The organism is Mesorhizobium sp. B2-8-1 (genome assembly GCF_006440955.1).
Lineage (GTDB): Bacteria > Pseudomonadota > Alphaproteobacteria > Rhizobiales > Rhizobiaceae > Mesorhizobium.
Genome location: NZ_VFTX01000008.1, coordinates 1 through 21,978, shown reverse-complemented (window position 1 = coordinate 21,978; position 21,978 = coordinate 1). Strand labels below are relative to the sequence as shown.

Below are 21,978 nucleotides of genomic sequence, written 5' to 3'. Positions count from 1 at the left end.
TGGAACTCTGCTGCTTTCAACGCCGGTTCAACGAGACGGCAATGATGATGATAGCGCCCTTGATCACCTCCTGGATGCTGGTCGAAAGACCGAGCACGAGAAGACCGAATCCGAGAATCCCTATGAAGATTGCGCCGACGACAGAACCGACGATCGATCCATAGCCGCCGAAGAGACTTGTCCCGCCTATGATCACGGCCGCGATGACGTCGAGTTCGAGACCCGCTCCCAGACTGGGATTGCCGGCGGTGGAGCGGGCCGCGAGCATCATGCCTGCAAGGGATGCCATCATGCCGGACAGCACAAAGGCGAAGATCTTGACGCTGTCCGTCCGCACCCCGGAAAAGCGGGCGGCTACAGGGTTTCCACCAGTCGCATAAACACGCCTGCCGAAGGGCATCTGGTGCAGAAGATAATAGCCGACGGAAGTTAGGACGATTGTCCACCAGATTGGCGCCTGCACGCCCAGAAAACTGCCGTTCCAGAACAGGTTCGAGAAATCATCGTCGACGATCGACACTGGCCGGGTGCCGGTGATCGTCAGCGCCAGCCCGGAAAAAATCGACAGCATGCCAAGGGTCACAAGAAACGATGGAATGCGTATTTTTGTAACAAGGATGCCCGAGGTAGCCCCGATCGCTGCGCCGGCTGCCAGCACCAGAAGAGCTGCGACGTAGGTGGGAACATCCTGGCCGAGCAGCAGCGCTCCGATCATCCCTGAAAAACTTGCAACCGATCCTACCGACAGGTCGATTTCGCCGCAGATGATGACGAATGTCATGCCGATCGCCATTGCCGAAACGATGGCTGTGATGCGCAGAACCGCGCTTGCGGTCGAGACAGACGCAAAGTGGGGAGCAAACAGGACGAAGTAGAGGGTTATCGCCAGGAAGATCACATAGGTGATGTGATCGCGGAAAAAATTTATCGCATTTGCGTGCGAGGGCATAGGGGACGGTTTCATGCTGCAACTCCCTGGGCACGCGCACTGGCTTGTCTGGCCGCCTCGGCCTGCAGCAACGCGCGAAGTTTTGTCTCGTCGTCCGCGCGATCGATGCTGCGCGTAATCCGCCCTTGCGCCATCACCAGAATGCGATCGGACAAATCCAGGAGTTCTTCGAGTTCCGAAGAAATGAGCAGCACGGCGACGCCTTCGCCGGCCGTGCGGCGCACAAGTTCGCGCATATCGCGCTTGGCATTGATATCGACGCCGGAGGTTGGTTCGTCGAGGATCAACAGCTTCGGCTTCATGGCCAGCCATTTGGCGAAGACGATCTTCTGCTGATTGCCGCCCGAAAGCTCCTGGGCTTTCTGTAAGGGACCGCGGCACAGGATACTGAGATCGTCCCGGTATTGTCTGAACAGAGCCGTTATCCGGGCCTTCGCCATCGGCCCGAACGGACCCGCCAGCGAGAAATCGGAAAGGCGCGGAAGCGCGAGGTTCTCCTCGATCGAGCGCCCACCCACAAGACCTTCGAGCCGACGGTCTTCGGGAACAAGCGCGATACCGGCAGCGATGGCCCTGCTCACACTGCCCGGCTGGACGAGGTCGCTCCCGACGGCGATGTGGCCGGTTACATCCGGAAGGATGCCGAACAAGGCCTTGCCCAGGGTCGAGCGGCCACTGCCGACAAGCCCAGCAAGGCCGACGATCTCGCCCGGGCCGATCGAGAACGACACGCCGGACAGTTTGCGCGAGGTGGCAAGGTCACGGACCTCAAGAGCCGGCGTCCCGGCGGGCGTTGCAGGCTGCCGATTTGCTGGCGCGGCTGCGGCGGGGGAAGGCGTTTGGACCTTGGGCCGGGACATCAACGCCGCGATATCCTCGATGGACGTCTTCTCCGGATGGAGCGGGCCGACCAGTCGTCCATCCTTGATAATCGAGATGCGATCCGAAAGCTGCAGCACATCGGCCATGCGATGGCTGATGTAGACGATACCGATTCCGTTCTGCTTGAGCTGACCGATTGTCCGAAAAAGCGTTTCCTCCTCATGGATGGTCAGGGACGAAGTCGGCTCGTCCATTACGAGCAGCTTGGCGCCCCGCGAGATCGCTTTGAGAATCTCGACCATCTGGCGCTGAGCGAACGCCAGGTCGCCCACACGTGCCGAAGCATCGAGCGAGAAGGCAAATCGCTCGATCAGAGCCCGGGCCTCGCGCAGCATTTTTCTGGCATCGACACGTCGGCCGAAGGCGAGCGGCTCGCGAAGGATAAACAGGTTTTCGGCAACCGAACGGTTCGGCAAGACGCTCAGCTCCTGGAAGATCATTGCGATTCCGCGATCGATCCTCTCTCGAAGCGACAGGGCGGTGACGTCCTCGCCGTCGAACAGAATCCGGCCTTCGTCCGTCCGATACGCGCCCATGAGGATCTTCATGAGCGTCGACTTGCCCGCACCGTTTTCGCCGAGCAGTGCATGCGTTTCGCCGGCCTTGACCTCGAACGAAATGTCCGACAGCACGCGGTTCGCGCCAAACGACTTGCCGATGCGTTGCATCGTTACGATAGGGCGCTGGGACGTTGAAGTTTTCGCTTCGGCCATGACGATTTCTCGATCGCTCGGGGAGCGCCGGCGGACTGCTGCGGCCCGCCGGCGAAAGAAGGAGCCAGAGCAATTCCAGGAAAAGTGTGTACGGTTTTCCGTCTGGAATTGCGCAAAAACAAAGAGATAGAGCGGTTCGCCGTTTCCGTGAAACGGTGAACTGCTCTAGAAGCACTCGCCGTTGCAGATTTTCACCACCGAAGCCGGCGCATCTTCCTTGGTGACCTGCTTGAGGGCACTGAGAAGGTCGAGCTTCTTGACGCGCAACGTCGGTACCGAAATGTACGGCGGGACGTCATGTCCAAGCAGAGCAAGCGCGGCCGCCTTGGCCTCCGCGACACCCTGGTCATAGGGGCGTTGCGCACCCACGGCCAGAAACTCGCCACGTGCAACGTTCAGCGCGCTGTCTGCGGCAATGTCATTCGTGGTGATGACGATGTCGCGGCCGAGTGTCTTGGCCGCGGCCACGACCTGCTGCGCGGGCGTGTCCCAGGCAACGAAAATGCCCTTCATGTCGGGATGCGCCGTCAACATGGCGGTGGCGACCTCGTAGGCCTTCTCAGGCGCGGTGAAGGTACCGACGTCCGCGACCTTGATGTCGGGGTGTTCGCCGAATGCCTTGAGTGCGCCGACCTTGCGGGCCGCGACAGAGTAGTAATAGTCATAGACCAGCGTGATGATGCCGACCTCGCCCTTGCCACCAATGGCCCCGACAAGTTCCTGTGCGGCGAAATAGGCGTTCTTCTCATTGTCGGAAGCGACAACGGACACATAATCCTTGCCCGGCGCCATATCGACCGGAACGTTGTCCATGAAAACAAGCTTGATGCCGGCTGCCGCCGCCTTCTTGTAGGCTTCGGATTCGGACTTCGGATCGATCGGGATCGAGAAGATCACATCCGGCTTGCGTGCGATCATCTGCTCGAGATCGCTGATCTGCTGGCCGGGCTGGAACTTGGCGTCGGTGGTTCCGACAACCTCGATGCCAAGGTCCTTGAGCGTGTTCGAGATCCCGGCCACCTGCAATTGAGGCCAGCCGGCATCCATCGTGTGCATCACCAGCCCGGCGGTGAACTTTCCGGCCTTCAGCTTTGCAAGGTCGGCATCGGAGAATTTCAGCACGTCTGGCGACACCGCCGGTGGACCGTCAGGGAAGCCCGGAACGGGTTGGCCTCTCGGCGACAGGGGCAACGGCTCAAGCAATGCCTTTGCTTCCGGTGGAATGGTGTCGTCGGCGATCGCCGAAGATGCGGCCAGTCCTGATAGTGCCACGGCCAAAGCCGCCGCCATGAATCCACGATAGTGCATTTTATTCCTCCCGATGAGATGAAACGGCCATTGCGGCCGGGTAGCGACCTGGCTGGTCGTACTGGCTGGGCGCTGTTCAGCGCCCGTAAGGCATCAATGCCGCCGTGGCGGCACCCGAGTAATTCACGTAGACCGTCTTCTTGCGCATGTAGCTCTCGAGCCCGTGTACGCCGTCATCACCGCCCAATCCGCTCTCGCGGAAGCCGACATGGAAGCCCTGCAGCATTTCTGGCCCGATCCGGTTCACATAGATTTCGCCAAACGAAACCTCGTTGACGGCGTTCATGACGCGACCAAGATCGTTGGTGAAAAGATAGGCCGACAGGCCATAGCGACTGGCATTGGTGATGCTGACTGCCTCCTCGAAGGTGTCGAAGGGCATGATCGGCACGACCGGGCCGAAGATTTCCCGCGTCATGATCGGCATGTCGGGCGTCACGTCGGTCAATACGGTCGGATTGAGCCAGTAGCCGCCGTCGATCGGCGCCTTGGCCGGGCGTCCGCCGGCCAGCGCCAGCTTCGCGCCGCCCGCGACGGCTTCCGCCAGGACCACCTCGACCTTTTCCAATTCCTCACGGCTGACTTTGGGACCGATATCGGTATTCGCCTGCATCGGATCACCGACGACCAGCGACTTCGAGAACTCCACGAAGCGCGTGACGAACTGATCGTAAATCGAACGGTGGACGAGCGTGCGTTCGTTGCATATGCAGACCTGCCCGCAATTCATGTAGCGCGAGGTGGCCGCCGACCGCACCGCCAGGTCGAGATCGGCATCGGCCAGGACGATGAAGGGCGCCTTGCCGCCAAGCTCCAGCGAAACGGGCGTCAGGTTGCGCGAAGCATTCGCCATGATGCGCTTGCCGGTCGGCACGCTTCCGGTCATGGTGATGAGGTCGACGCCGGGTTCCGTGCACAGCACCTCGCCTATGGTTTCGCCTCGTCCTGTTATGATGTTGACGACGCCGTCCGGCACGCCCGCTTCCACAAAGATGCGAGCCATTTCGAGCGCCGAAAGCGGCGTGTCTTCATGCGGTTTGAGGACGATGGTGTCGCCGGCGATCATGGCGGGCGCCACCTTTCGGCTGACCAGGGCGCTCGGATAATTCCAGGGAATGATGGCGGCGACGACGCCTACGGGTACGCGCTGGATCCAGACCTGCTCTCCCGCGTAGTCGGATGGCAGGATCTCACCTTGAATGCGGCGGGCAAACTCGGCGTAGTAGTCGAAGAACTCGGCCGCACCGTCGACTTCACCCATGGCCTCATTGATCGGCTTGCCTTGTTCCCTGACGACCACCTCGGCCAGATGTCGGGCGTTCTGCCGGATCAAGACCGCGATCCGCTTCATGATCGCCGCACGAGCGAGGGGTGATTTGAGCCCCCAGGCTTTCTGCGCCTTACGGGCTGCCTCTATCGCCTGGCGAGCCTGATCCGGACTTGCCTCGGGCACGTCGACAAAAGCCTTGCCGTTGGCCGGGTTGATCACCGGGCGCGTGCCGGCTTCGCCGGTGACAAATCTGCCGTCGATCAGCATGAGATGGGACTTCTCTACAGCCATGGTTCGATCCGCTTCTTCGTGCGTTGCAGGCGTGCCGGCGCCTAAGGTTTGGATTTTGCCGCGGCCATCTGGACGGCGAACTCGATCGCCTCGACCAGGCTGTCCTCGTTGGCGATGCCCTTGCCGGCGATATCGAAGGCCGTGCCGTGGTCGACGGAGGTGCGGATGATCGGAAGGCCGAGCGTCACATTGACACCGGAGAGCGCTTTCCACTCACCGGTCGCGGGATCGACATTGAAGCCGAGCAGTTTCACCGGAACATGGCCCTGATCGTGATACATCGCGACCACCGCGTCATACTGGCGGGCACGTAGCTTGACGAAGACCGTGTCGCCCGGAACAGGTCCAATCACGGTGAAATCGGGCGATGTGTAAGAGGCGACGACCGGGGTCGTGATGTCGATATCCTCACGACCGAAAATGCCGCCTTCGCCGGCGTGCGGGTTGAGCGCGGCAATCGCAATGCGCGGATGCGCAATGCCGAGGCCCTGCAATGCCTCGACAGTCAACTTGATAACTCGGCGCAAACGAGGTCCGGTCAGTTTCGAGGGAACTTGAGCCAGCGCCACATGGGTCGAGACATGGCTGACGCGAAAATCGCCATGGGCAAGCATCATCACGGAATCGCGTGCGCCTGTCAGCTCTGCCAGCATGTCGGTATGGCCGGCATAGTGATAGCCGGCCAGGTTGAGTGCTTCCTTGTTGAGAGGGGCCGTAACGATGCCTGCTATCGAGCCGGCCTGGGCCAGGCGAACAGCCTTTTCGATGGCCAGGTAGGCAAGGCGCCCGCCTTCGGCCGACATGACGCCTGTCTCTATGGGGGTCCGCTCTGGTCCGGCCTCAAGAATGGCCACGGGCGGAAAAGGTCTGGCGGCCGAAGCCGACGGCTCTTCCCGCTCGATACGTCCTGAAATGGACTCCATCGCGCGCATCGCGGTGGCGCTGCCGATGATGAGAAGCGACAGTGACCCGTCGGCCAGGCGCGGTTTCAGCCGTGCGCATGCCTTCGCGATGATCTCGGGGCCGATGCCCGCGGGATCACCCATTGTGATGCCGAGCCTTGGACCAGACATAAACACCCCATATCGGTCAATTGTGATCATCTTCTAATCCTTCTGGGCAGATATGCGCAATAGTTTTCTTTCACGATCATTCGCAATCAAATTTCACGGCTGATCGGACTGCGCCTCTCCCTCTGCGGGCTGAAATCTCGACCGCGCTCGGCTTCGCAGTGTTTTTTGACGCTATTTGACCGGCAAGGCGGATGTGCCGCGTCTTCGCCGGCGATCGTCCTGATCAGGAACGCGCGAGAGCGGCAAGCCTGCAGAGCAGGGCGCTGTCGCCGAACGCGCCCGATTTCGAAATCGTGGCCAGCCCCTCGAAAACGCCGCCTTTGATGACGGAAACCGGCAGCCCCGGCTCGATCTCGCTTTCGACCGTGAGTTCGACGGCGCCTAGGCTGTCGCACACCGACCGCAATGTTTCGCCGCCAGTGACGAGCAACGTGCCGGGCTTCGGCAAATCTTCGAGAAGCGAGGCAAACACCTTGCCGATATGATCCGCCACCGCGTGGCGATCACCCGATGCAGCGACGCTGACAATTGATGGCGCGCCTTGCATCATCCGCTCCGCCAAGCGCTTTCTCGCTTTGTCGATGTCGCGTTCGATAACGATATGCGCATCCGCATGCCGGGCGGCAAAGAGGGCCACCTGTCCCGCTGTGACCTCGTGATTTGTGCCGACAAGGCCAAGGAACGGCCCGGATAACGCAAGAGCAGGCTTCTGCTGTGCTTTCATGTGCCGGGCGAGTGCCGCCGCCAAGCCGCCTGTACCGACCCACAAGATCCGTGCCTCCGGCATTCCGGCCGTTGCGACGATCTTGTCCAGGTCCGTGTCCGTTTCGGCGTCGTAGAGGGTGATGAAATGAGCCGACCGTGCCCCCGGTGTTGAACGCCCGGCCGAAAAGCGCTGGCCGAGGTCGGCGAGGAGGTCGGGACCTACCATTTCGGGGCGATCGAGCCGCCATTGGCGTCCGACGCGCGTAACGCGCCCCTGAAACGGGAAAGCAGGCGCCAGCACAACGCGCTGGTACGTCCCCTCGACGATGCAGGCTTCTATTTCGGCGATGACGTGACCGCGCAAAAGGCTGTCGATCTTCTTGAAACTCAGCTGTCCGGCGGCGAGCCATGGCGCGAGCGCCTGGTGCCTGGCGACGGCCGTGGCCTCGGCGCCCTCTCGTGTGGCGACATCGACAGCCATGCGCTCCGAAAACGGACCGTCCAGTCGCCAGCTCACCCCGATGCCGTAGCCAGGCGAGGCGAAGGAAACCGCGCTATCCAGGGCGCCGGTCAGGTCGTCGGCTACGACCCGAATATCCGCAATCTCAAGAGCGCTCAACTGAAGAACCTGGACGGCTGACGCGCACGACGCGGACGTTCACATCGAGCGTCCGAAGATTGGTGAGGTGAGCCTGATCGATGCCCTCGTCGGTAATGATCTGGTGGATATCGGCCAGACGGCAGATGGTGCAGAAATTGGGGGCAGTGAACTTCGAATTGTCCGCAAGCACGACGACACGGCGCGCCGCCGCGATCATCGCCTGCTTCATCGCCGCAACCTCTAGCGAGGTCTCCGTGAGCATGTCTCCGGTGATGGCATGGGTCCCAAGAATGGCCACATCGGCGTGGATGGTTCGCAGGAAATTCTCGCCGGGCTGGCCGACCAGGGTCAGTGAGCCCGGCTTGCAGGTGCCGCCAAGCATGACGAGACGTACTTCCGGCACGGCTGCAAGTATCTGCGCGATCGCAAGACTGTTGGTAACGGCGGTAAGCGGAATAGGCGTCGCGGCGATGGCGCGGGCGACTTCCAGCACGGTCGTGCTTGCGTCGAAAATGACGCTTTGGCCGGCGCGGAGTTCCGACATCATGGCGGCACCGATGGCCTCTTTCTCTGCCCTGGCGAAATGCGCCGCGGTGGCGAGATCCGGCTCGAAGGTGGCGAGTTCCGTGCGCTGAAGCATCGCCCCGCCATGCGTTCGCTCCAGTGCTCCCTGCCGTTCAAGCGTCTCGAGATCGCGCCGGATCGTCGAAGGCGATGCGCCGATGAGATCGATGAGCTCCTGAACGCCTACGGCTCCTTGCCGTTTAAGGCATTCGAGGATGAAGGCATGACGCTTGGCCGGAATCAAGTCGACCCGTCCGCGCCCGCCATCGTCTTCCCATGACCCGGCGGACGCCGAGGGCGCCATGTCCTCCACCGCTGATTTTCGGACATTCCTTGCCACGTTTGTATCTCCGCACGGTGCCGCAAACGCGCTCGCCTGAATCACGCGAGCGATCTGCCGCAAATATCATGAATCCATCCAGCAAGCCCAATCGTTTGTCATCTTGGTGGGCGAATTCCCACCGTTTTGGCTTGGTTAGAATTATTTTGACTGGTTTTTGACCGAATATGCTGATCAAACGTGGTCAACCTTGGTCGGAAGAGGTTGAAAAACGAGCAGTTTTCGTCAAAAAACTTTCTGCGGCGGCGGTAACGGCGCGGCAGATGGGGGGTGTAGACGATGAAGCGGCACTTCGTGATGCCGTTCTGCTGACGCGACCTGGAGACGACGTCGGTCCCGCCGGCCGAATTGGCTTGGCGCTGGCTGGCAACTCGGCCCGCGGAGGATCTTCTGACGAGGCGAGCGTCGTCGGAGTTCTCGATGCCCTGGGGCTTGCCCGGGATGACGAGACGGCGGCCGACTTGGCAGACGAGCTTACGCATCTTGCTGCGACCCACGGCACTGTCGGAACGACGATCGGCACCTTCGCGGCCGTCGAGCGCCGAGGCCTTCCACGCACTGGCGGGTCCTGGTTCGCCGACGCGCTGTTGGTACAGCGGCTGGGTTGGCCCCACGCGGGTCCCGCTGTTCGGTGGCGAAACCGCCAATGATCTTCATTTGAAATGCTTGCGGTCGATATGATCTCGATATAACATTTACGCAATCCAGGCATGACCCCACCGCTCCACTCGATCATTTCCAGGCTCCACCTGAAACAGCTGCGGCTCCTGGTCGCGCTGGGCGAGCACGGCTCGCTCCTGAAGGCCTCGCAGCAGGTCGCGTTGACGCAACCGGGCGCGAGCAAGGCATTGCAGGAAATCGAGACGACCTTCGGCACGCCGCTGTTCGTTCGCACCAACCGGGGCCTGGAGCCCAATGCCGTCGGCCATTGCGTGATCCGCTATGCGCGCCTGATCCAGACGGATCTCGCGCACCTGCGCGACGAGATCGTCGGAATCATGCGTGGCCAGGGCGGGCGGGTGGCGGCCGGCGTCATCATGGGCGCGGTGCCGCTGCTCACCGATGCCATCTCCGCGCTCGTTGCGCGGCAGGCCGACTTGTCCGTCGAGATCGTCGAGGACACCAGCGCCGCCCTGCTGGCCCAGCTCGAAGCCGGCCGGCTCGACCTGGCGATCTGCCGCACGACCATCAGCCAGGCGCCGCAGGTCTACGACAGCGTGAAGCTCCAGGATGAAACGCTCGCGGTGATCGCGAACGTCGGCCATCCGCTCCGGCACGCGAAGAAGCTCACCCTGCAGGAGCTGGCGCCATACCGATGGGTGGTATACCGCGCGAACATGCCGATGCGGCTCTTGCTCGAACGCGAATACCGCGATTGCGGGATCCGGTTCCCGCAGCACCTGCTCGAGACGACCTCCGCTTTTGCGACGCTGGCGCTGCTGCAGGCCAACCCGTCCTTCGTGGCCCTGGTGTCGATCGAAGTCGCGCAGTTCTTCGCGCACCGGCAGATGACGCGCATCCTGCCGCTGGCCCTGGCGTCGCGAAGCGAGGCCTATGAGCTCGTCACCCGCAAGGGGGCGTGGGTTCCGCCCGCCGCCAAACTGCTGATCGACGAATTGGTCCATCGCCAGTCCTGAGCATCAGGTCGGCGCGACCGCGCCGGTCAGCGCTGTATCCGCCAGGGTGCCGCATGGGCAAGGCGATGGACCTGGCCAGCGGGGCCGAGGGGGGCCGTCCGTGCGCGCCATGACCGAGCGGCTCGGCTTGCCGACGGGCTTGGCCCAACTGGGCGTGGCGCGCGATGTTCCCCGACATCGTCCGGGCGCCTTGAAGGACCACAGTCACCTGACCAACCCGCGCGTGGCATCCGACACCGGTTACGAAGCGATGCTCGAAGCCAGCCTTTAGGAAGCAAGCACACTATGTTCAACAACCTGATCGGCGGCGAGTGGGTCGAAGGCCCTCGCGTCTCGCGCAACATCAACCCCTCGGACACGCGCGACGTCATTGGCGAGTTCGCGCAAGCCGAGGCGGCCCAAGCCAGGCAGGCCATCGCCGCAGCCACCCAGGCCCAGTCCGCCTGGGGCCTGTCCACCCCGCAGCAGCGCTTCGACATCCTCGACGCCGCCGGCGCCGGGATCCTGGCGCGCAAGGCCGAACTGGGCGACCTGCTCGCCCGCGAGGGAGGCAAGACCCTGCCCGAGGCCATCGGCGAGGTGGCACGGGCCGGCAACATCTTCAAGTTCTTTGCCGGCGAAGCGCTGCGTGTCGGCGGCGACGTGGTGCCTTCCGTACGCCCGGCGTCGGCGTGGAAGTCACCCGCGAGCCCGTAGGCGTCGTGGGCCTGATCACGCCCTGGAACTTCCCCATCGCGATCCCCGCCTGGAAGATCGCCCCGGCCTTGGCCTGCGGCAACGCCGTGGTGCTCAAGCCCGCCGATCTCGTATACGGCAGCGCCTGGGCCATCGCCGACATCCTGCACCGCGCGGGCCTGCCAGCGGGGTGTTCAACCTGGTGATGGGCCGCGGCTCCGAAGTGGGCCAGGTGCTGCTGGACGACAAACGCGTCAACGCGATCAGCTTCACCGGCCCGGTGGCCACCGGCCAGCGCATCGCGCAGGCCTGTGTCGCGCGCATGGCCAAGTTCTTCATGCCGCCGGTGCTGGAATCACTGGCCTCGGGTCCGAGGAACAGGTAGTCCCGCCGGACCGAGAGGCCTGGCGGGACTATTGTTGAGAGCTGTAGTCCTGCTAATACGAACTGGAGGCTGCGTGCCTTCCTGCGATGATGCCCTGAGAGAGAGCTCGACCGTTCCCGTGCTGACTGAATCCGCCAGCAGCTTCGCCGGCGGCGTAGAGGCCGGGAATCACCTGAGAGGCATAGTCGAGGACCTGGCTTGAGCCGTTGATGCGCAGGCCGGACCGGGCGTCGTGGATCACCGGCGTCGACCAGGCGGCATAGAAGGGGCCCCGTTGGATCTTGTATTGGGGTGTCGGTTTGCCGAAGTCGGCGTCGGCACCCGCGTCAACAAAGCTGTTGTACCGCGTCACCGTTTCGACCAGGTTGCTTGCCGGCATCGGAACCCGCTGATGCGGCATGACGATCTTCTGTGCGAGTTCCTCCAGCGTGTTTGCCTGGAAGAAGAATCCATCGGGATCGACGAAGGGCGGCGCCACATTCCATCTCTGGCGGGCCACGGCATCTGCATCGAAGATGGCCCAGATCGGGCCACCGCCGTTGTGGCCGTCGCCGATTCCAGCCAGAGCGGCGTTGATCCAGTTTTGCGGGTTGTATGTGATGTTCTTGGCGTTCAGGTAGCTGCCCTGAGTGTACGGGTTGACCGAGCCAGCGCTGTTCGTCCCGAATTGACCTCCCGTTTCGTCGTAGAACCGCCTCCCGATCATGTTTACATGGATAACGTTCTGGTTGTTGACGTTGGCTAGTCCCGAAGCTTTCGCAAGGTGGAAGACAGGGCTATTGGGCCCCCACTGCAGGAACGAGTAGTTGTACCGCGTTCCGATGGCGGTTGGCTTGGTGATGTTAGTGCCGAACTCTCCAGTCTGGTTGTACGTGCCCGCGAGCGACGCGCCGACATTCAGCCCTGCGAGTATGCCGCTGGCGTCCTGGAAGGAATAGGGCTCGCCAGCGACGCCGCAGTACTCCGCGGTGAGCCGTGGGTCGAACTGTCGGCGGTATTCCACATTGCCGTTTCCGCCGCCACTCGCAATCACTACGCCCTTGCGTGCCTGAATGTTAACGAGGCGGCCCTGATTGGAGGCTACGACCCCGACCACGCCCGCTTTCGTCCGCAGCAGTGACTCCAAACGGTAATTCAGCAGGATCTTCACGCCACGCGCCTTTGCCGCGGCCTCCAGCGGATATATGAAGCCGGGCCCTTGAGACGTCGTCCGCTGTTGGCTCGCGGCTACCGGCAAGCCGGTCCGGACCGAGACGTAGTTCATGATCGCCGTATGCATCATACGGTTCACCGAGTTGCCGACCTCATTGCCGCCGACATTGTCGGGCCTGGATGTCGTCCACACGACGCCATGGCGGACCAGAAAGTTGTAAAGGTCGACGTTGACGTCGGCAAATGCCCGGATCAGCTCGCGATCGTTATAGCGGTAGCTCGGAAAGCCGTTCGCCTGGACGATGGACCAGTCGGTAAGGTCGCGATACAGGAGGTCTGGCGAGTCCGCGATGCCGGCCGCCATCTGGGCAGGGGTTCCGCCTCCCAGGGGAATGTTGCCTGAGCTGACGATGCCACGTCCCCCGATGTGCGGTTGCGCCTCGAGGACAATAACCGACGCGCCCGCCTCTGCGGCGGCGACTGCGGCCCCGAGGCCCGCCGAGCCGCAACCCACAACGACGATATCGGCTACGCGCGGGTCCGCGGCATTGGCAATGCTCGGCTGCAATATGCTGCTGGCCACCCCTGCGGCGGCGATTCCGGCGCCGGCCTTCAACAATGAGCGTCGGCTGACTGTCATTACGTTCTCCTCCTGATATTTTTAGACCAGCGCATTCGGGCCAGCGCATTCGGGATTGTTTGGATCTGGGCCTGAACAGCGAAACTCATTAATCGTGATCGCCGCAGAGACTTGGCCGGCCGGAGTATTGCAGCATTCGCTCGCGCGACAACTGAGAAGATGTGATCTCGGTATAACGTTTACTCAACCCAGGCATGGCCCCACCGCTCCACTCGATCGTTTCCAGGATCCACCTGAAACAGTTGCGGCTCCTACTCGCGCTGGGCGAGCATGGCTCGCTCCTCAAAGCCTCGCAGCAGGTCGCGTTGACGCAACCGGGCGAGCAAGGCATTGCAGGAAATCGAGACGACCTTCGGTCGCCGCTGGGTTACGGCAGGCCGGAACGCATTGTCATCGACGGCAGCCAAACCAACCGCGAGGCGGTCATTTCCTGCGATGCTGAAAGCCGTCTGCGGGACCGCCCGCGACGTTCACCGAAGCCGATTCACATCCGCAACAGCAAGTACCTCAATAATTGGATCGAACAGAACCATCGACGCGTCAAGCGCCGCATCCACTCCATGTTCGGCTTCAAGTGAATGCGACCGCCGAGGTTATTCTCACTGGCATGGAGATGGTTCACATGATGCGCAGACAGCAGGCGAGGTTTGCCTACAATCCATCTCCCTCGATCGCCGAGCAGTTCGAGATCCTGGCAGCCTGATCAGCGACGCGAAAACAAAAGAACGATTTGCGACAGAGCCCGCGAATGTCGATAGCCAGCGGCAGCCTTGCGCCGTCTGCATGCCACACTGTTTTGCAAGCCTGTTATCGGCGCCAATCGTACAGCCCTGCGGAGTTCAGAAGCCGATGCCGTAGCGCTGCAGACACGGCGCGAGCGCTTCGGCCGCGCCGCAACGCGCGGGCAGCTCGACGCGTAACCGCGCATAGGCCCATTGCCGCCAGGGACGCGGAGAACTGCCGGATATCTCGATACGGACGAGTGACGGCATGCGGTTGGTGCTTGTCCATTCGGGGCTGAGCGCGCCGTCCGGCCCGGCATAGCTGAACGAAAGCTTCAGATCGCCTCGCACCAGCGGAAGATCCTCCCCGCCCTCGCCCATCCTGTGATCGCGGCGGGTACGAATGAGGGCCTCGTCGGCTCCGGCCCGACCCATCGAATAGGTGATGTCATCAAGTCCCGCACGCGGCTCGTAGCCGAGCGCCGGGCGCTCGAAGGTGACCTCGTCGGCATGGCCGGTGAAGCGGATCGCAGCGGCTCCCTCCGGGTTGGAATAGCCGGGCTGCGCCGCCTCCAGATCCTCGACCATCCGGTCGAGAATCACCGCCACCGTGTCCTCCTGCCCGCCTCTGGCGATTATCCCCTGCCATTGGCGCAGCCAGGTTCCGGTGTAGAGTGCCAGCCCGCCAAACAGCATCGTCGCAAGCACCAGCGAAGCCAATGCCTCGATCAGCGTGAAGCCGGCGCGAGCGCTGCGTTTCCTTGTCATTGCTGCTTGCCGAGGCGCACGGTCTGCATCGCGTCGTCATCCGATCCGCCGGTGCTGCGAACGGTGACGAAGTAAAGCTGCCATCCGGCGCGAGCCAGGGCAGTGCCGCGTTCGAAGCGGTACGGTTCCACGATGACCGTGAAGTCTCCGATCACGCGCCGGCCCGTTCGCAACGGGTTAAGGGTCATCGCCGCCGCCATGGCAGCCTGCATGCCGACACGGCGTTCGGTCGATCGTTCCAGACCCGCGAACGCACCTGCGGTGCCCGTGATCATGCGCGCGATCGGAACGATCAGCAGCACGGCGACGGCAAGCGAGGCCAGAACCTCGATCAGCGTGAAGCCGCGTCTGCGCCGTCCTGTCATTTCGGCCTCATTTCCACGCGGCCGGTCAACCAGTCGACGCGCAGTTCGATCTCCCGGCCGCTGGCGGACAGTGTCATGACGCCCCCACACGACCGTCCGTCGGCAAGGAAGCGCAAGGCTCTGCTTCCGCCTCGTATGGGACACCGGTCCGACGTGACCCAGTTCATGGCCACCCCATCCCTGATCGAGATCGGATTGGCGCCATCCACCTGGATGCGTTTGTTTCCCGGATCGACCCTCACGTCGGCGACGCTGCCCGTGGTCAGCGCCTTCGCTCTGCCCTTGCGGAACTCCCCGCTGACGCGAACCGCCTCGCCAGAAAGCTCGGCAGCCCCGATGCTGGAACGCGGGCGCGGCATCAGCACGAAGGCCGCGAGAGCGACGATCGCAAGCGCCGCGACCACGTCGAGCAGCACGACACCGCGTTGCGTCCTTTTGCGGTTGCTGTTGCCCTTAGGGCTGGGCGGACACATTGGAGCCGCGCCCACCGGGCCCGTCGGTGGTGATGTTGAACGTCTTTCCGTCGCTTGCGTATCTGTATTCATGACCCCACGGATCGAGCGGAACGGTCTCGCCGCGAACGTATGGCCCGTTCCAGACCTGGATGGTCGAGGGCTTGCGCACCAGCGCTCCCAGCCCCTCTGCCTGCACCGGATAACGGCCGACATCGATGTAGAAGATGTCGAGCGCGCTGGAAAACGCCTCGATCTGAAGCTTCGCCGCACGCACGCGCGAGTCGGACAACTGCGCGAGAACACGAGGACCGACGAGCGCCGAGATCAGGCCGATGATGGCCAGCACGACCAGCATCTCGATCAGCGTAAAGCCTGCCTCGCGGCGCCGGGCACGCTTGCGCTGCATGAGATTGGGACCAACTGCGAAATGAACGCTCATGCAAACAGCCTCCTAGCGGACCATGTCGTTGAATGACATGAGGGTGGACATGATCGACACGATCATACCACCGATCAAGATACTGATGGTTGCCACTGCCGCAGGGCCGACAAGCCCGACGATACGGGACAGCGAACGCTCCAGCCGCACTTCATAGAAGTCGGCGACACGATAGGCCAGCCCTGCGAGTTCGCCACTTTGCTCGCCGAGCCTCAACATGCGCACCGCCAGCGGGGGAAGCTGAAGAATCTCAAGCGCATGGCCAAGCCTATTCCCCTGCCTCAGCGCGTCGGACGCCTGCTGCGCGCGTGCCCGCGCGGCCTCGCCGTGGTCGACGGTATCGCTGATGAGCTTGAAAGCCACAGGAACCGCCACGCCAGTCTCGACCATGATGCCCAGGAGACGGGCGAAGCGCCCCGTCCGATAGCTCCCCGGTATCTCCGACAAAAGCGGAAGTTTCTTGGCGAAACCCCAAAGCCATGCCCAGAGAAGGCCCCGCCGCGCCGCCACGAACCCCAGCAATACGAGTATCGAAGCCGCAAGCAAAAGGACCAGCCCATAAGCGCGCAGGAAATTCGAGACCGCGAACATCACCACCATCAGCGTGTCCTTCTTGCCGCTCTGCATGAGCATCGGTTCGAACTGAGGAACGACCCCCACCAGGAAGAAGACCAGTACGCAGATCGTGCCGGCAAACAGGACTGCCGGATACCGCAGCGCCTCGCTGACTTTGGCCCGCAATGCCTCGAAATGCTGGCGCTCCTGCACGATGCGCGACAGGAGGGTGGGTAACTTGCCGGAGGTCTCCGCGACACGAACCATGGCGACCTGGAACGCCGGGAACAGAGCGGGCCAGGCTTCCAGCGCTCTGGAGAACGAGGTGCCCGACGCCAGGTCGGTGCGAATGCCGGCAACCACGGGCTGAAGCCTGCCGCTGTCGAATTCCTTTTCCATGATCGCCAGCGCTTCGTCGATCCGGATCCCCGCATTCAGCATGATCGACAGGTCGGAGAGCAGCCGCGTGACCTGCGACGCCGGTATTCGGGTCGAAAACAGCGGTGCGCGCGATGCAGACTGCCTCGGTTCGACACTTACCGGGATCAGCCCGCGCGCCCCGAGCTTCTGGACGGCATCGTCGGAATCGGACGCATCGATCCGCCCGAGTTCGAGACGACCCTCGCCATTCAAAGCCTTGTATGCGAATGCCGTGGAGACCATGGAGGCCAAATTTCCTAACTGTACGCCTCTACTGGAGACGTTCGTTCCTGATAGCTGTCTGTGAAAGAAACTCGCTCCATTAATCCCTGCCGGAGGCTCGGAATGTGCAACCACTCCATTTGGATCAACCCCCTGAAGGCGTGGGCACCGGCTCCTCCGGTGGCAACATTTGTTCACCGCTTGCCTCATCCGAAAACCGCAGCGAGGCGCGTCCTCCCGCTCCATCGAGCTTGACTTCGAACTGGCCGACTTCCTTCAGGGTCCAACCTTCCCGGCTTTCCCCCGTGCGCAGCGTGAAGGCCGCCATTTCGGCCGGGGTGGTGAAGGTCGCGCTGTTGAGCCTTTCCGACCGCACGATGCCAACCAATTGCCACTCGGGCGCCGCGGCAGGCGGGGGCTCGGGTTCCGGCTCGGGCTGCACGACAATAAGTTCCGGCTCGGGGGCACCGAACGCGATCGGGGCAGTCCGGTCCGGCGAGAACAGGGGCCGATCCCGAAGCGCCGCATAGTCGCTCACCTGGCGTTCCCTGACCGATAGCTTTTCTGCGCCGAAGGACAGGCTCGAAGAGGCCGCGATGGCGGCGAGCATCATTGTCGCGCCCAGCATGGTCATCATGACTGGGGTCCCTTCTCCCGGAAGGCCGACAGCGTGACGTTCAGCGACAGCGGCCGATCCATGGAACCCGAGGTCTGATTCCCCCCCAGATCGACGTTTCGGTTCAACCGAAGCCTGAAGCTATCAACGACCATGACGGGCGAGCTTGCCTCGATGGCGTACATGAGATCGGGCAGCGATTGCTCCATAACCTCGATATCGGCAGTTAAACGAATGCGTTCCAAAGACTCCAACTGAGGATCGCTTATATCGGCGACCTCACCGTCTGTGGGAACATCGACGCGCCGGATAACGGCACCCACGCGTTCAACGCGGTTGGAGAGCAGACTCTGGAATTCGGCCGAGACGAGCCCACTGGTTTGGGCATCGAGAAGAATCTTGCCCTCGCCGGGATCCAGAGCCTGGTTCGCGCCTTGGGGAACCGGGGAAGTGGACGCCTTGCTTTCGAGCAAGGCGGTACGTTCCTCATAGAGCGCCAGCGCGCCCGCCTCCGCGCGCCAGGACAGCAGCGTATCGGCGACGAGTACAAGAGCTCCGACGACCAGCAGGGCCATGACGACCAGGGATTGAAGCCGCGTGTCGAGCCACAGGGGTGTCGTCCTCATCGCAGCGAACCTCCCGTGCGGATGAGCGGGCGGGTATCGACCTCGAACTCCGAGGTAACGCCATCCTCGCCGCGCAGGGCCGATCCGACCAGCTTGCTGTCTTCGAAGCGACCCGATGATTCCAGCGCGGTCAGTACTTCGGGTAGGTCCTTGGTCCGGCCCGAGAGACGCATGCGGCCATTGGCGAAGGACACCTCAATGGCATAGGAATGCGTCGGCAAAACCTGAGCCAGGTCGTCCAATGCTCCCAGCGCGCTTATCGCGTCGTCCTTGATATTCCGCGCCTCCTGCTCAGGCGCTGTTTCAGCCTTGTCCGGAGTCGCCGCCAGCGCGATTGCCTGGCGCGCCTTCTCGGCCCGGATCTCGACGGCGGCGCGGCGCTCGGCATAGTTGTTCTGGATCATCGGCCGCACCGCCGGAGCCGTGACTGCAGCGACTAGGCTTACGCCCAGAACTCCGGCAAGGACAAACTTTATCCGGCCACGCGTGCCGGTGACCCGTTGCCGCTGTGTCAATACTTCCACGGCATCGCCTTCCGGAAACGGCGCCGAGATCACGACCTGGCGGGCCTCGGCCACATTCAGGCAGGCCAAGGCAGCAGCGACACGCGACCTCGGAACGATTGCGACGGCGACGGTGATCTGCCGCGCCTCACGGCTGATCCCGAGGACCCTGTGGCCGAAATAGATATCGGAAGCAGGCAATGGCGAAAGCGCGCCCATCCGCGACGTAACGATGCCTTCGACGTGGCTGGCAGCCTCCATCGGCAGTTCGATCCGGCGCGCGATCACCCAGCTCGCCGGGATGCCGAGATGGACCGCCTTTCCATTCACCGCGGCGCGCAATGCGGCCGGCGCCTGCGTGTCTGGAGAAATCAGTATCAACAGGGGTGCTGACGGCTTTCGGCTGGTCGCCGGCTCGATTTCAAACGCGCTCCCATCGTCCGCGACCCGCGCGACCACGCGGCTGCTGGATTTGACGCGCGCAAGTTCATCCAGCAGGGAGGCCGGTCCCGCGATCCAGTCATCCAAGCCGCGGATCGCCGCGGTGAAAGGATAAGCCATTCCGGTCAAACCCCAGAGCAGAAGCCGGCACCGGATCCGGAGTTCCGTCGCCCGCGTGAATACAAATCATAGCGCATCTTCAGGTCCTAATTCCAGATCAGTCACAGTTCTTCGCCAATCGAGCACCGATCTTGAACGCAGGCCCAAGTAGGAACTGTCCTAATGATTGTCGCGCGGCAGGCCGCTGGTGACGGCGATGTTCTGGTACTTCACCGCCGGCTTCAGAACCATTCCCTCGGACAACTGGTCAACCATTGACCGCTGGATCTCCTGCCAGGGTGTCTGATGCTTCGGATATGCATAGCCGCCCTCGTTTTGCAGGTCGACGCGACGGCGCTTAATCTCGTCGTCCGACACGAGGATGTCGGCGGTCCCCTTGCGCAGGTCGATGCGTACCCGGTCACCCGTACGCAGCAGCGCAAGGCCACCACCGACGGCCGCCTCGGGCGAGGCGTTGAGGATCGATGGAGAGCCGGAAGTGCCGGACTGACGGCCATCGCCGATGCAGGGAAGCGAGTGGATGCCCGCCTTCAGCAGGTAGGCTGGCGGCTGCATGTTCACGACTTCGGCGCCGCCCGGATAACCGACTGGGCCGGCTCCGCGCATGAACAGGATGGTATTCTCGTTCAGGCCGAGTGACGGATCCTCAATGCGACGGTGGTAGTCTTCCGGACCGTCGAAGACGACGGCGACGCCCTCGAAGGCATCGGGGTCTCGCGGATTTGACAGATAGCGGTCGCGAAACTCCGGCGAGATGACCGACGTCTTCATGATTGCGGAATCGAACAGATTGCCTTTCAGGTTGATGAAGCCGGCATCCTTCCTGAGCGGATTGGCCACGGTACGGATGACCTTGCCGTCGAGATTCTCTGCCGCGGCGCAATTGTCGCCGATCGTGCGGCCGTTGACGGTCATGGCTCCAGGATGCGGCAGCAAGCCGGCCTTCATCAGCTCTGCCACCACGACCGGCACACCGCCCGCATGATGATAGTCCTCGCCGAGATATTCACCGGCCGGCTGGAGATTTACGATTAGCGGAACGTGGTGACCGACCTTCTGCCAGTCATCGACGGTCAGCGACACGCCGAGATGCCGCGCGATGGCGTTGAGGTGGATCGGCGCATTGGTCGAGCCGCCGATGGCAGAATTGACGACGATGGCGTTCTCGAAGGCTTGCCGCGTCATGATGTCGGAGGGTTTCAAGTCCTCGCGCACCATGTCGACGATGCGCTTGCCGGTTTGGTAGGCGATCTGGCCGCGCTCGCGATAGGGTGCTGGAATGGCGGCGGAGCCCGGCAACTGCATGCCGAGCGCCTCGGCCAGCGAGTTCATCGTCGTCGCCGTGCCCATCGTGTTGCAGTAGCCGACGGACGGCGCCGATGAAGCGACGATGTCCATGAACTGGTCGTAGTCGATCTCTCCTGCCGCCAGCCTTTCGCGTGACTTCCACACGACCGTGCCGGAGCCGGTGCGTTCGCCCTTGTGCCAGCCGTTCAGCATCGGGCCGACGGACAGCGCTATGGCTGGAATGTTGACGGTGGCCGCGGCCATCAGCAGCGCCGGGGTGGTCTTGTCGCAGCCGATGGTCAGCACGACGCCATCCAGCGGATAGCCATAAAGCAACTCGACGAGAGCGAGATAGGCGAGGTTGCGGTCGAGCGCGGCGGTGGGCCGCTTGCCTGTCTCCTGGATCGGGTGGACCGGGAATTCCAACGGCACCCCGCCGGCGGCCACAATGCCGTCGCGCACGCGCTTGGCGAGCTCGATATGATGCCGGTTGCAAGGTGACAGGTCCGAGCCCGTCTGGGCGATGCCGATAAGCGGCTTTCCGGACTGCAGTTCTTCGCGGGTCAGCCCATAGTTCAGATAGCGTTCGAGGTAGAGCGCCGTCATGCCGGGATTGTCCGGATTGTCGAACCACTCGCGCGAGCGTAGCCGCTTCGCACCATTGATCTTGGACATTTACACCTCCAGAACCGCCGTTTGGCCATCGATATGGCATCGGCAACTGGCGGACAAGTACCCTCAATCAGATATGTGGACAAATTGCCCATTTTGTGGATTGTAGTAAGATGTGAACGATACGGCAGGCGCGCAGATGCGCCGCGTGCCGGGGAGGGGTAGCCAAGCGTGAGCCAGATCATCTTCATTCCCGCCGAGGGCGGCTCGGGCGAACCCCGTGTCGCGGCGTCGCCCGATACGGTGAAGCGCATAGCCGCCCTTGGCTTCGACGTGGTGGTTGAGAGCGGAGCGGGCACACTGTCCCGCATCGCCGACGAAGACTACGCGAAGGCCGGTGCCACCATTGGTTCCGCATCCGATGCGGCCCGTGCGGATGTGATTCTGAAGGTGCGCCGGCCGACTGATGCGGAGCTGAAAAGCTACAAGTCAGGCGCTGCGGTCATCGCCATCATGGATCCGTATGGCAACGATGCCGCCGTCGCGGCGCTGGCCAAGGCCGGGCTGACGGCCTTTGCGATGGAATTCATGCCGCGCATCACGCGCGCCCAGTCGATGGACGTCTTGTCCTCGCAGGCTAAC

At 62.7% G+C, this 21,978-nt stretch carries 21 protein-coding genes and 3 pseudogenes; 7 read left to right on the top strand and 17 right to left on the bottom strand.

Annotated features, from left to right (window positions below):
- Positions 1-16 precede the first annotated feature (16 nt).
- The 6 genes from FJ428_RS20270 to FJ428_RS30730 form a co-directional block, all read right to left on the bottom strand.
- A complete protein-coding gene (locus FJ428_RS20270) occupies positions 17-964 on the bottom strand; it encodes an ABC transporter permease (RefSeq protein ID WP_181167353.1) in 948 nt (315 codons plus the stop codon).
- Entirely contained in the window at positions 961-2,544 is a 1,584-nt protein-coding gene (locus FJ428_RS20265) for a sugar ABC transporter ATP-binding protein (RefSeq protein ID WP_140880014.1), read from the bottom strand. The genes FJ428_RS20270 and FJ428_RS20265 overlap by 4 nt, the downstream gene beginning before the upstream one ends.
- A gap of 165 nt (positions 2,545-2,709) precedes the next feature.
- Positions 2,710-3,852 (bottom strand): substrate-binding domain-containing protein, encoded by a 1,143-nt coding sequence (locus tag FJ428_RS20260; protein WP_140496521.1) that lies wholly within the window; start codon positions 3,850-3,852, stop codon positions 2,710-2,712.
- Positions 3,853-3,928: 76 nt separating this feature from the next.
- Complete coding sequence (aldA, locus tag FJ428_RS20255) at positions 3,929-5,413, bottom strand: aldehyde dehydrogenase (protein WP_140880013.1); 1,485 nt, start codon at positions 5,411-5,413, stop codon at positions 3,929-3,931.
- Between the two features lie 41 nt (positions 5,414-5,454).
- On the bottom strand, positions 5,455-6,486 hold the full coding sequence (gene pdxA / locus FJ428_RS20250) for a 4-hydroxythreonine-4-phosphate dehydrogenase PdxA (protein WP_140670956.1): 1,032 nt from the start codon (positions 6,484-6,486) through the stop codon (positions 5,455-5,457).
- Between the two features lie 223 nt (positions 6,487-6,709).
- Positions 6,710-7,234, bottom strand: a complete 525-nt coding sequence (locus tag FJ428_RS30730) for a nucleotide-binding domain containing protein (RefSeq protein WP_224518989.1) — start codon at positions 7,232-7,234, stop codon at positions 6,710-6,712.
- 204 nt (positions 7,235-7,438) lie between these two features.
- On the opposite strand from FJ428_RS30730, the gene FJ428_RS30725 reads away from it, so the two are divergent.
- Positions 7,439-7,831: a hypothetical protein gene (locus tag FJ428_RS30725; protein WP_246675787.1), complete on the top strand. Its 393-nt coding sequence runs from the start codon at positions 7,439-7,441 to the stop codon at positions 7,829-7,831.
- Here FJ428_RS30725 and FJ428_RS20240 read toward each other — a convergent pair.
- Positions 7,797-8,696 (bottom strand): DeoR/GlpR family DNA-binding transcription regulator, encoded by a 900-nt coding sequence (locus FJ428_RS20240; protein ID WP_318012478.1) that lies wholly within the window; start codon positions 8,694-8,696, stop codon positions 7,797-7,799. The genes FJ428_RS30725 and FJ428_RS20240 overlap by 35 nt on opposite strands.
- Before the next feature lie 167 nt (positions 8,697-8,863).
- On the opposite strand from FJ428_RS20240, the gene FJ428_RS20235 reads away from it, so the two are divergent.
- The 4 genes and pseudogenes from FJ428_RS20235 to FJ428_RS20220 all read left to right on the top strand — a co-directional run.
- A complete protein-coding gene (locus tag FJ428_RS20235) occupies positions 8,864-9,346 on the top strand; it encodes a DUF1403 family protein (protein ID WP_140670960.1) in 483 nt (160 codons plus the stop codon).
- Positions 9,347-9,406: 60 nt separating this feature from the next.
- Positions 9,407-10,333 (top strand): LysR family transcriptional regulator, encoded by a 927-nt coding sequence (locus FJ428_RS20230; protein WP_140496511.1) that lies wholly within the window; start codon positions 9,407-9,409, stop codon positions 10,331-10,333.
- A 100-nt stretch (positions 10,334-10,433) separates the two neighbouring features.
- A complete protein-coding gene (locus FJ428_RS20225; protein ID WP_140557690.1) occupies positions 10,434-10,604 on the top strand; it encodes an iron-containing alcohol dehydrogenase in 171 nt (56 codons plus the stop codon).
- A gap of 14 nt (positions 10,605-10,618) precedes the next feature.
- Positions 10,619-11,324, top strand: a pseudogene (locus FJ428_RS20220) (aldehyde dehydrogenase family protein); the annotation flags it as partial.
- 121 nt (positions 11,325-11,445) lie between these two features.
- Here the strand turns inward: FJ428_RS20220 and FJ428_RS20215 are convergent.
- Entirely contained in the window at positions 11,446-13,185 is a 1,740-nt protein-coding gene (locus FJ428_RS20215) for an FAD-dependent oxidoreductase (protein ID WP_140557692.1), read from the bottom strand.
- A 368-nt stretch (positions 13,186-13,553) separates the two neighbouring features.
- On the opposite strand from FJ428_RS20215, the pseudogene FJ428_RS30720 reads away from it, so the two are divergent.
- Positions 13,554-13,888: pseudogene (locus tag FJ428_RS30720) on the top strand (DDE-type integrase/transposase/recombinase); the annotation flags it as partial.
- Between the two features lie 136 nt (positions 13,889-14,024).
- Here the strand turns inward: FJ428_RS30720 and FJ428_RS20205 are convergent.
- From FJ428_RS20205 to FJ428_RS20165, 9 genes are all read right to left on the bottom strand, one after another.
- Positions 14,025-14,675: a prepilin-type N-terminal cleavage/methylation domain-containing protein gene (locus tag FJ428_RS20205; protein WP_140880011.1), complete on the bottom strand. Its 651-nt coding sequence runs from the start codon at positions 14,673-14,675 to the stop codon at positions 14,025-14,027.
- Positions 14,672-15,040, bottom strand: coding sequence for a prepilin-type N-terminal cleavage/methylation domain-containing protein (locus FJ428_RS20200; protein WP_140880010.1), 369 nt, complete (start codon positions 15,038-15,040; stop codon positions 14,672-14,674). The genes FJ428_RS20205 and FJ428_RS20200 overlap by 4 nt, the downstream gene beginning before the upstream one ends.
- On the bottom strand, positions 15,037-15,513 hold the full coding sequence (locus FJ428_RS20195) for a hypothetical protein (RefSeq protein WP_140624775.1): 477 nt from the start codon (positions 15,511-15,513) through the stop codon (positions 15,037-15,039). The genes FJ428_RS20200 and FJ428_RS20195 overlap by 4 nt, the downstream gene beginning before the upstream one ends.
- Positions 15,494-15,934, bottom strand: a complete 441-nt coding sequence (gspG, locus tag FJ428_RS20190) for a type II secretion system major pseudopilin GspG (protein ID WP_140496499.1) — start codon at positions 15,932-15,934, stop codon at positions 15,494-15,496. Before gspG ends, FJ428_RS20195 begins: the two co-directional genes overlap by 20 nt.
- Before the next feature lie 12 nt (positions 15,935-15,946).
- Positions 15,947-17,266, bottom strand: a complete 1,320-nt coding sequence (locus FJ428_RS20185) for a type II secretion system F family protein (RefSeq protein ID WP_181165436.1) — start codon at positions 17,264-17,266, stop codon at positions 15,947-15,949.
- 10 nt (positions 17,267-17,276) lie between these two features.
- Positions 17,277-17,768 (bottom strand): hypothetical protein, encoded by a 492-nt coding sequence (locus FJ428_RS20180; protein ID WP_140629482.1) that lies wholly within the window; start codon positions 17,766-17,768, stop codon positions 17,277-17,279.
- Positions 17,765-18,373, bottom strand: a complete 609-nt coding sequence (gene gspM, locus FJ428_RS20175; protein ID WP_140880009.1) for a type II secretion system protein GspM — start codon at positions 18,371-18,373, stop codon at positions 17,765-17,767. Before gspM ends, FJ428_RS20180 begins: the two co-directional genes overlap by 4 nt.
- Positions 18,370-19,404 (bottom strand): PilN domain-containing protein, encoded by a 1,035-nt coding sequence (locus FJ428_RS20170; RefSeq protein ID WP_140670962.1) that lies wholly within the window; start codon positions 19,402-19,404, stop codon positions 18,370-18,372. The genes gspM and FJ428_RS20170 overlap by 4 nt, the downstream gene beginning before the upstream one ends.
- 192 nt (positions 19,405-19,596) lie before the next feature.
- The gene (locus FJ428_RS20165) at positions 19,597-21,399 is read right to left on the bottom strand and encodes an IlvD/Edd family dehydratase (protein WP_140496487.1); all 1,803 of its coding nucleotides are present in this window, start codon (positions 21,397-21,399) and stop codon (positions 19,597-19,599) included.
- Positions 21,400-21,567: 168 nt separating this feature from the next.
- Between FJ428_RS20165 and FJ428_RS20160 the strand changes: the two are divergent.
- Positions 21,568-21,978 (top strand): annotated as a pseudogene (locus tag FJ428_RS20160) (NAD(P)(+) transhydrogenase (Re/Si-specific) subunit alpha); the annotation flags it as partial.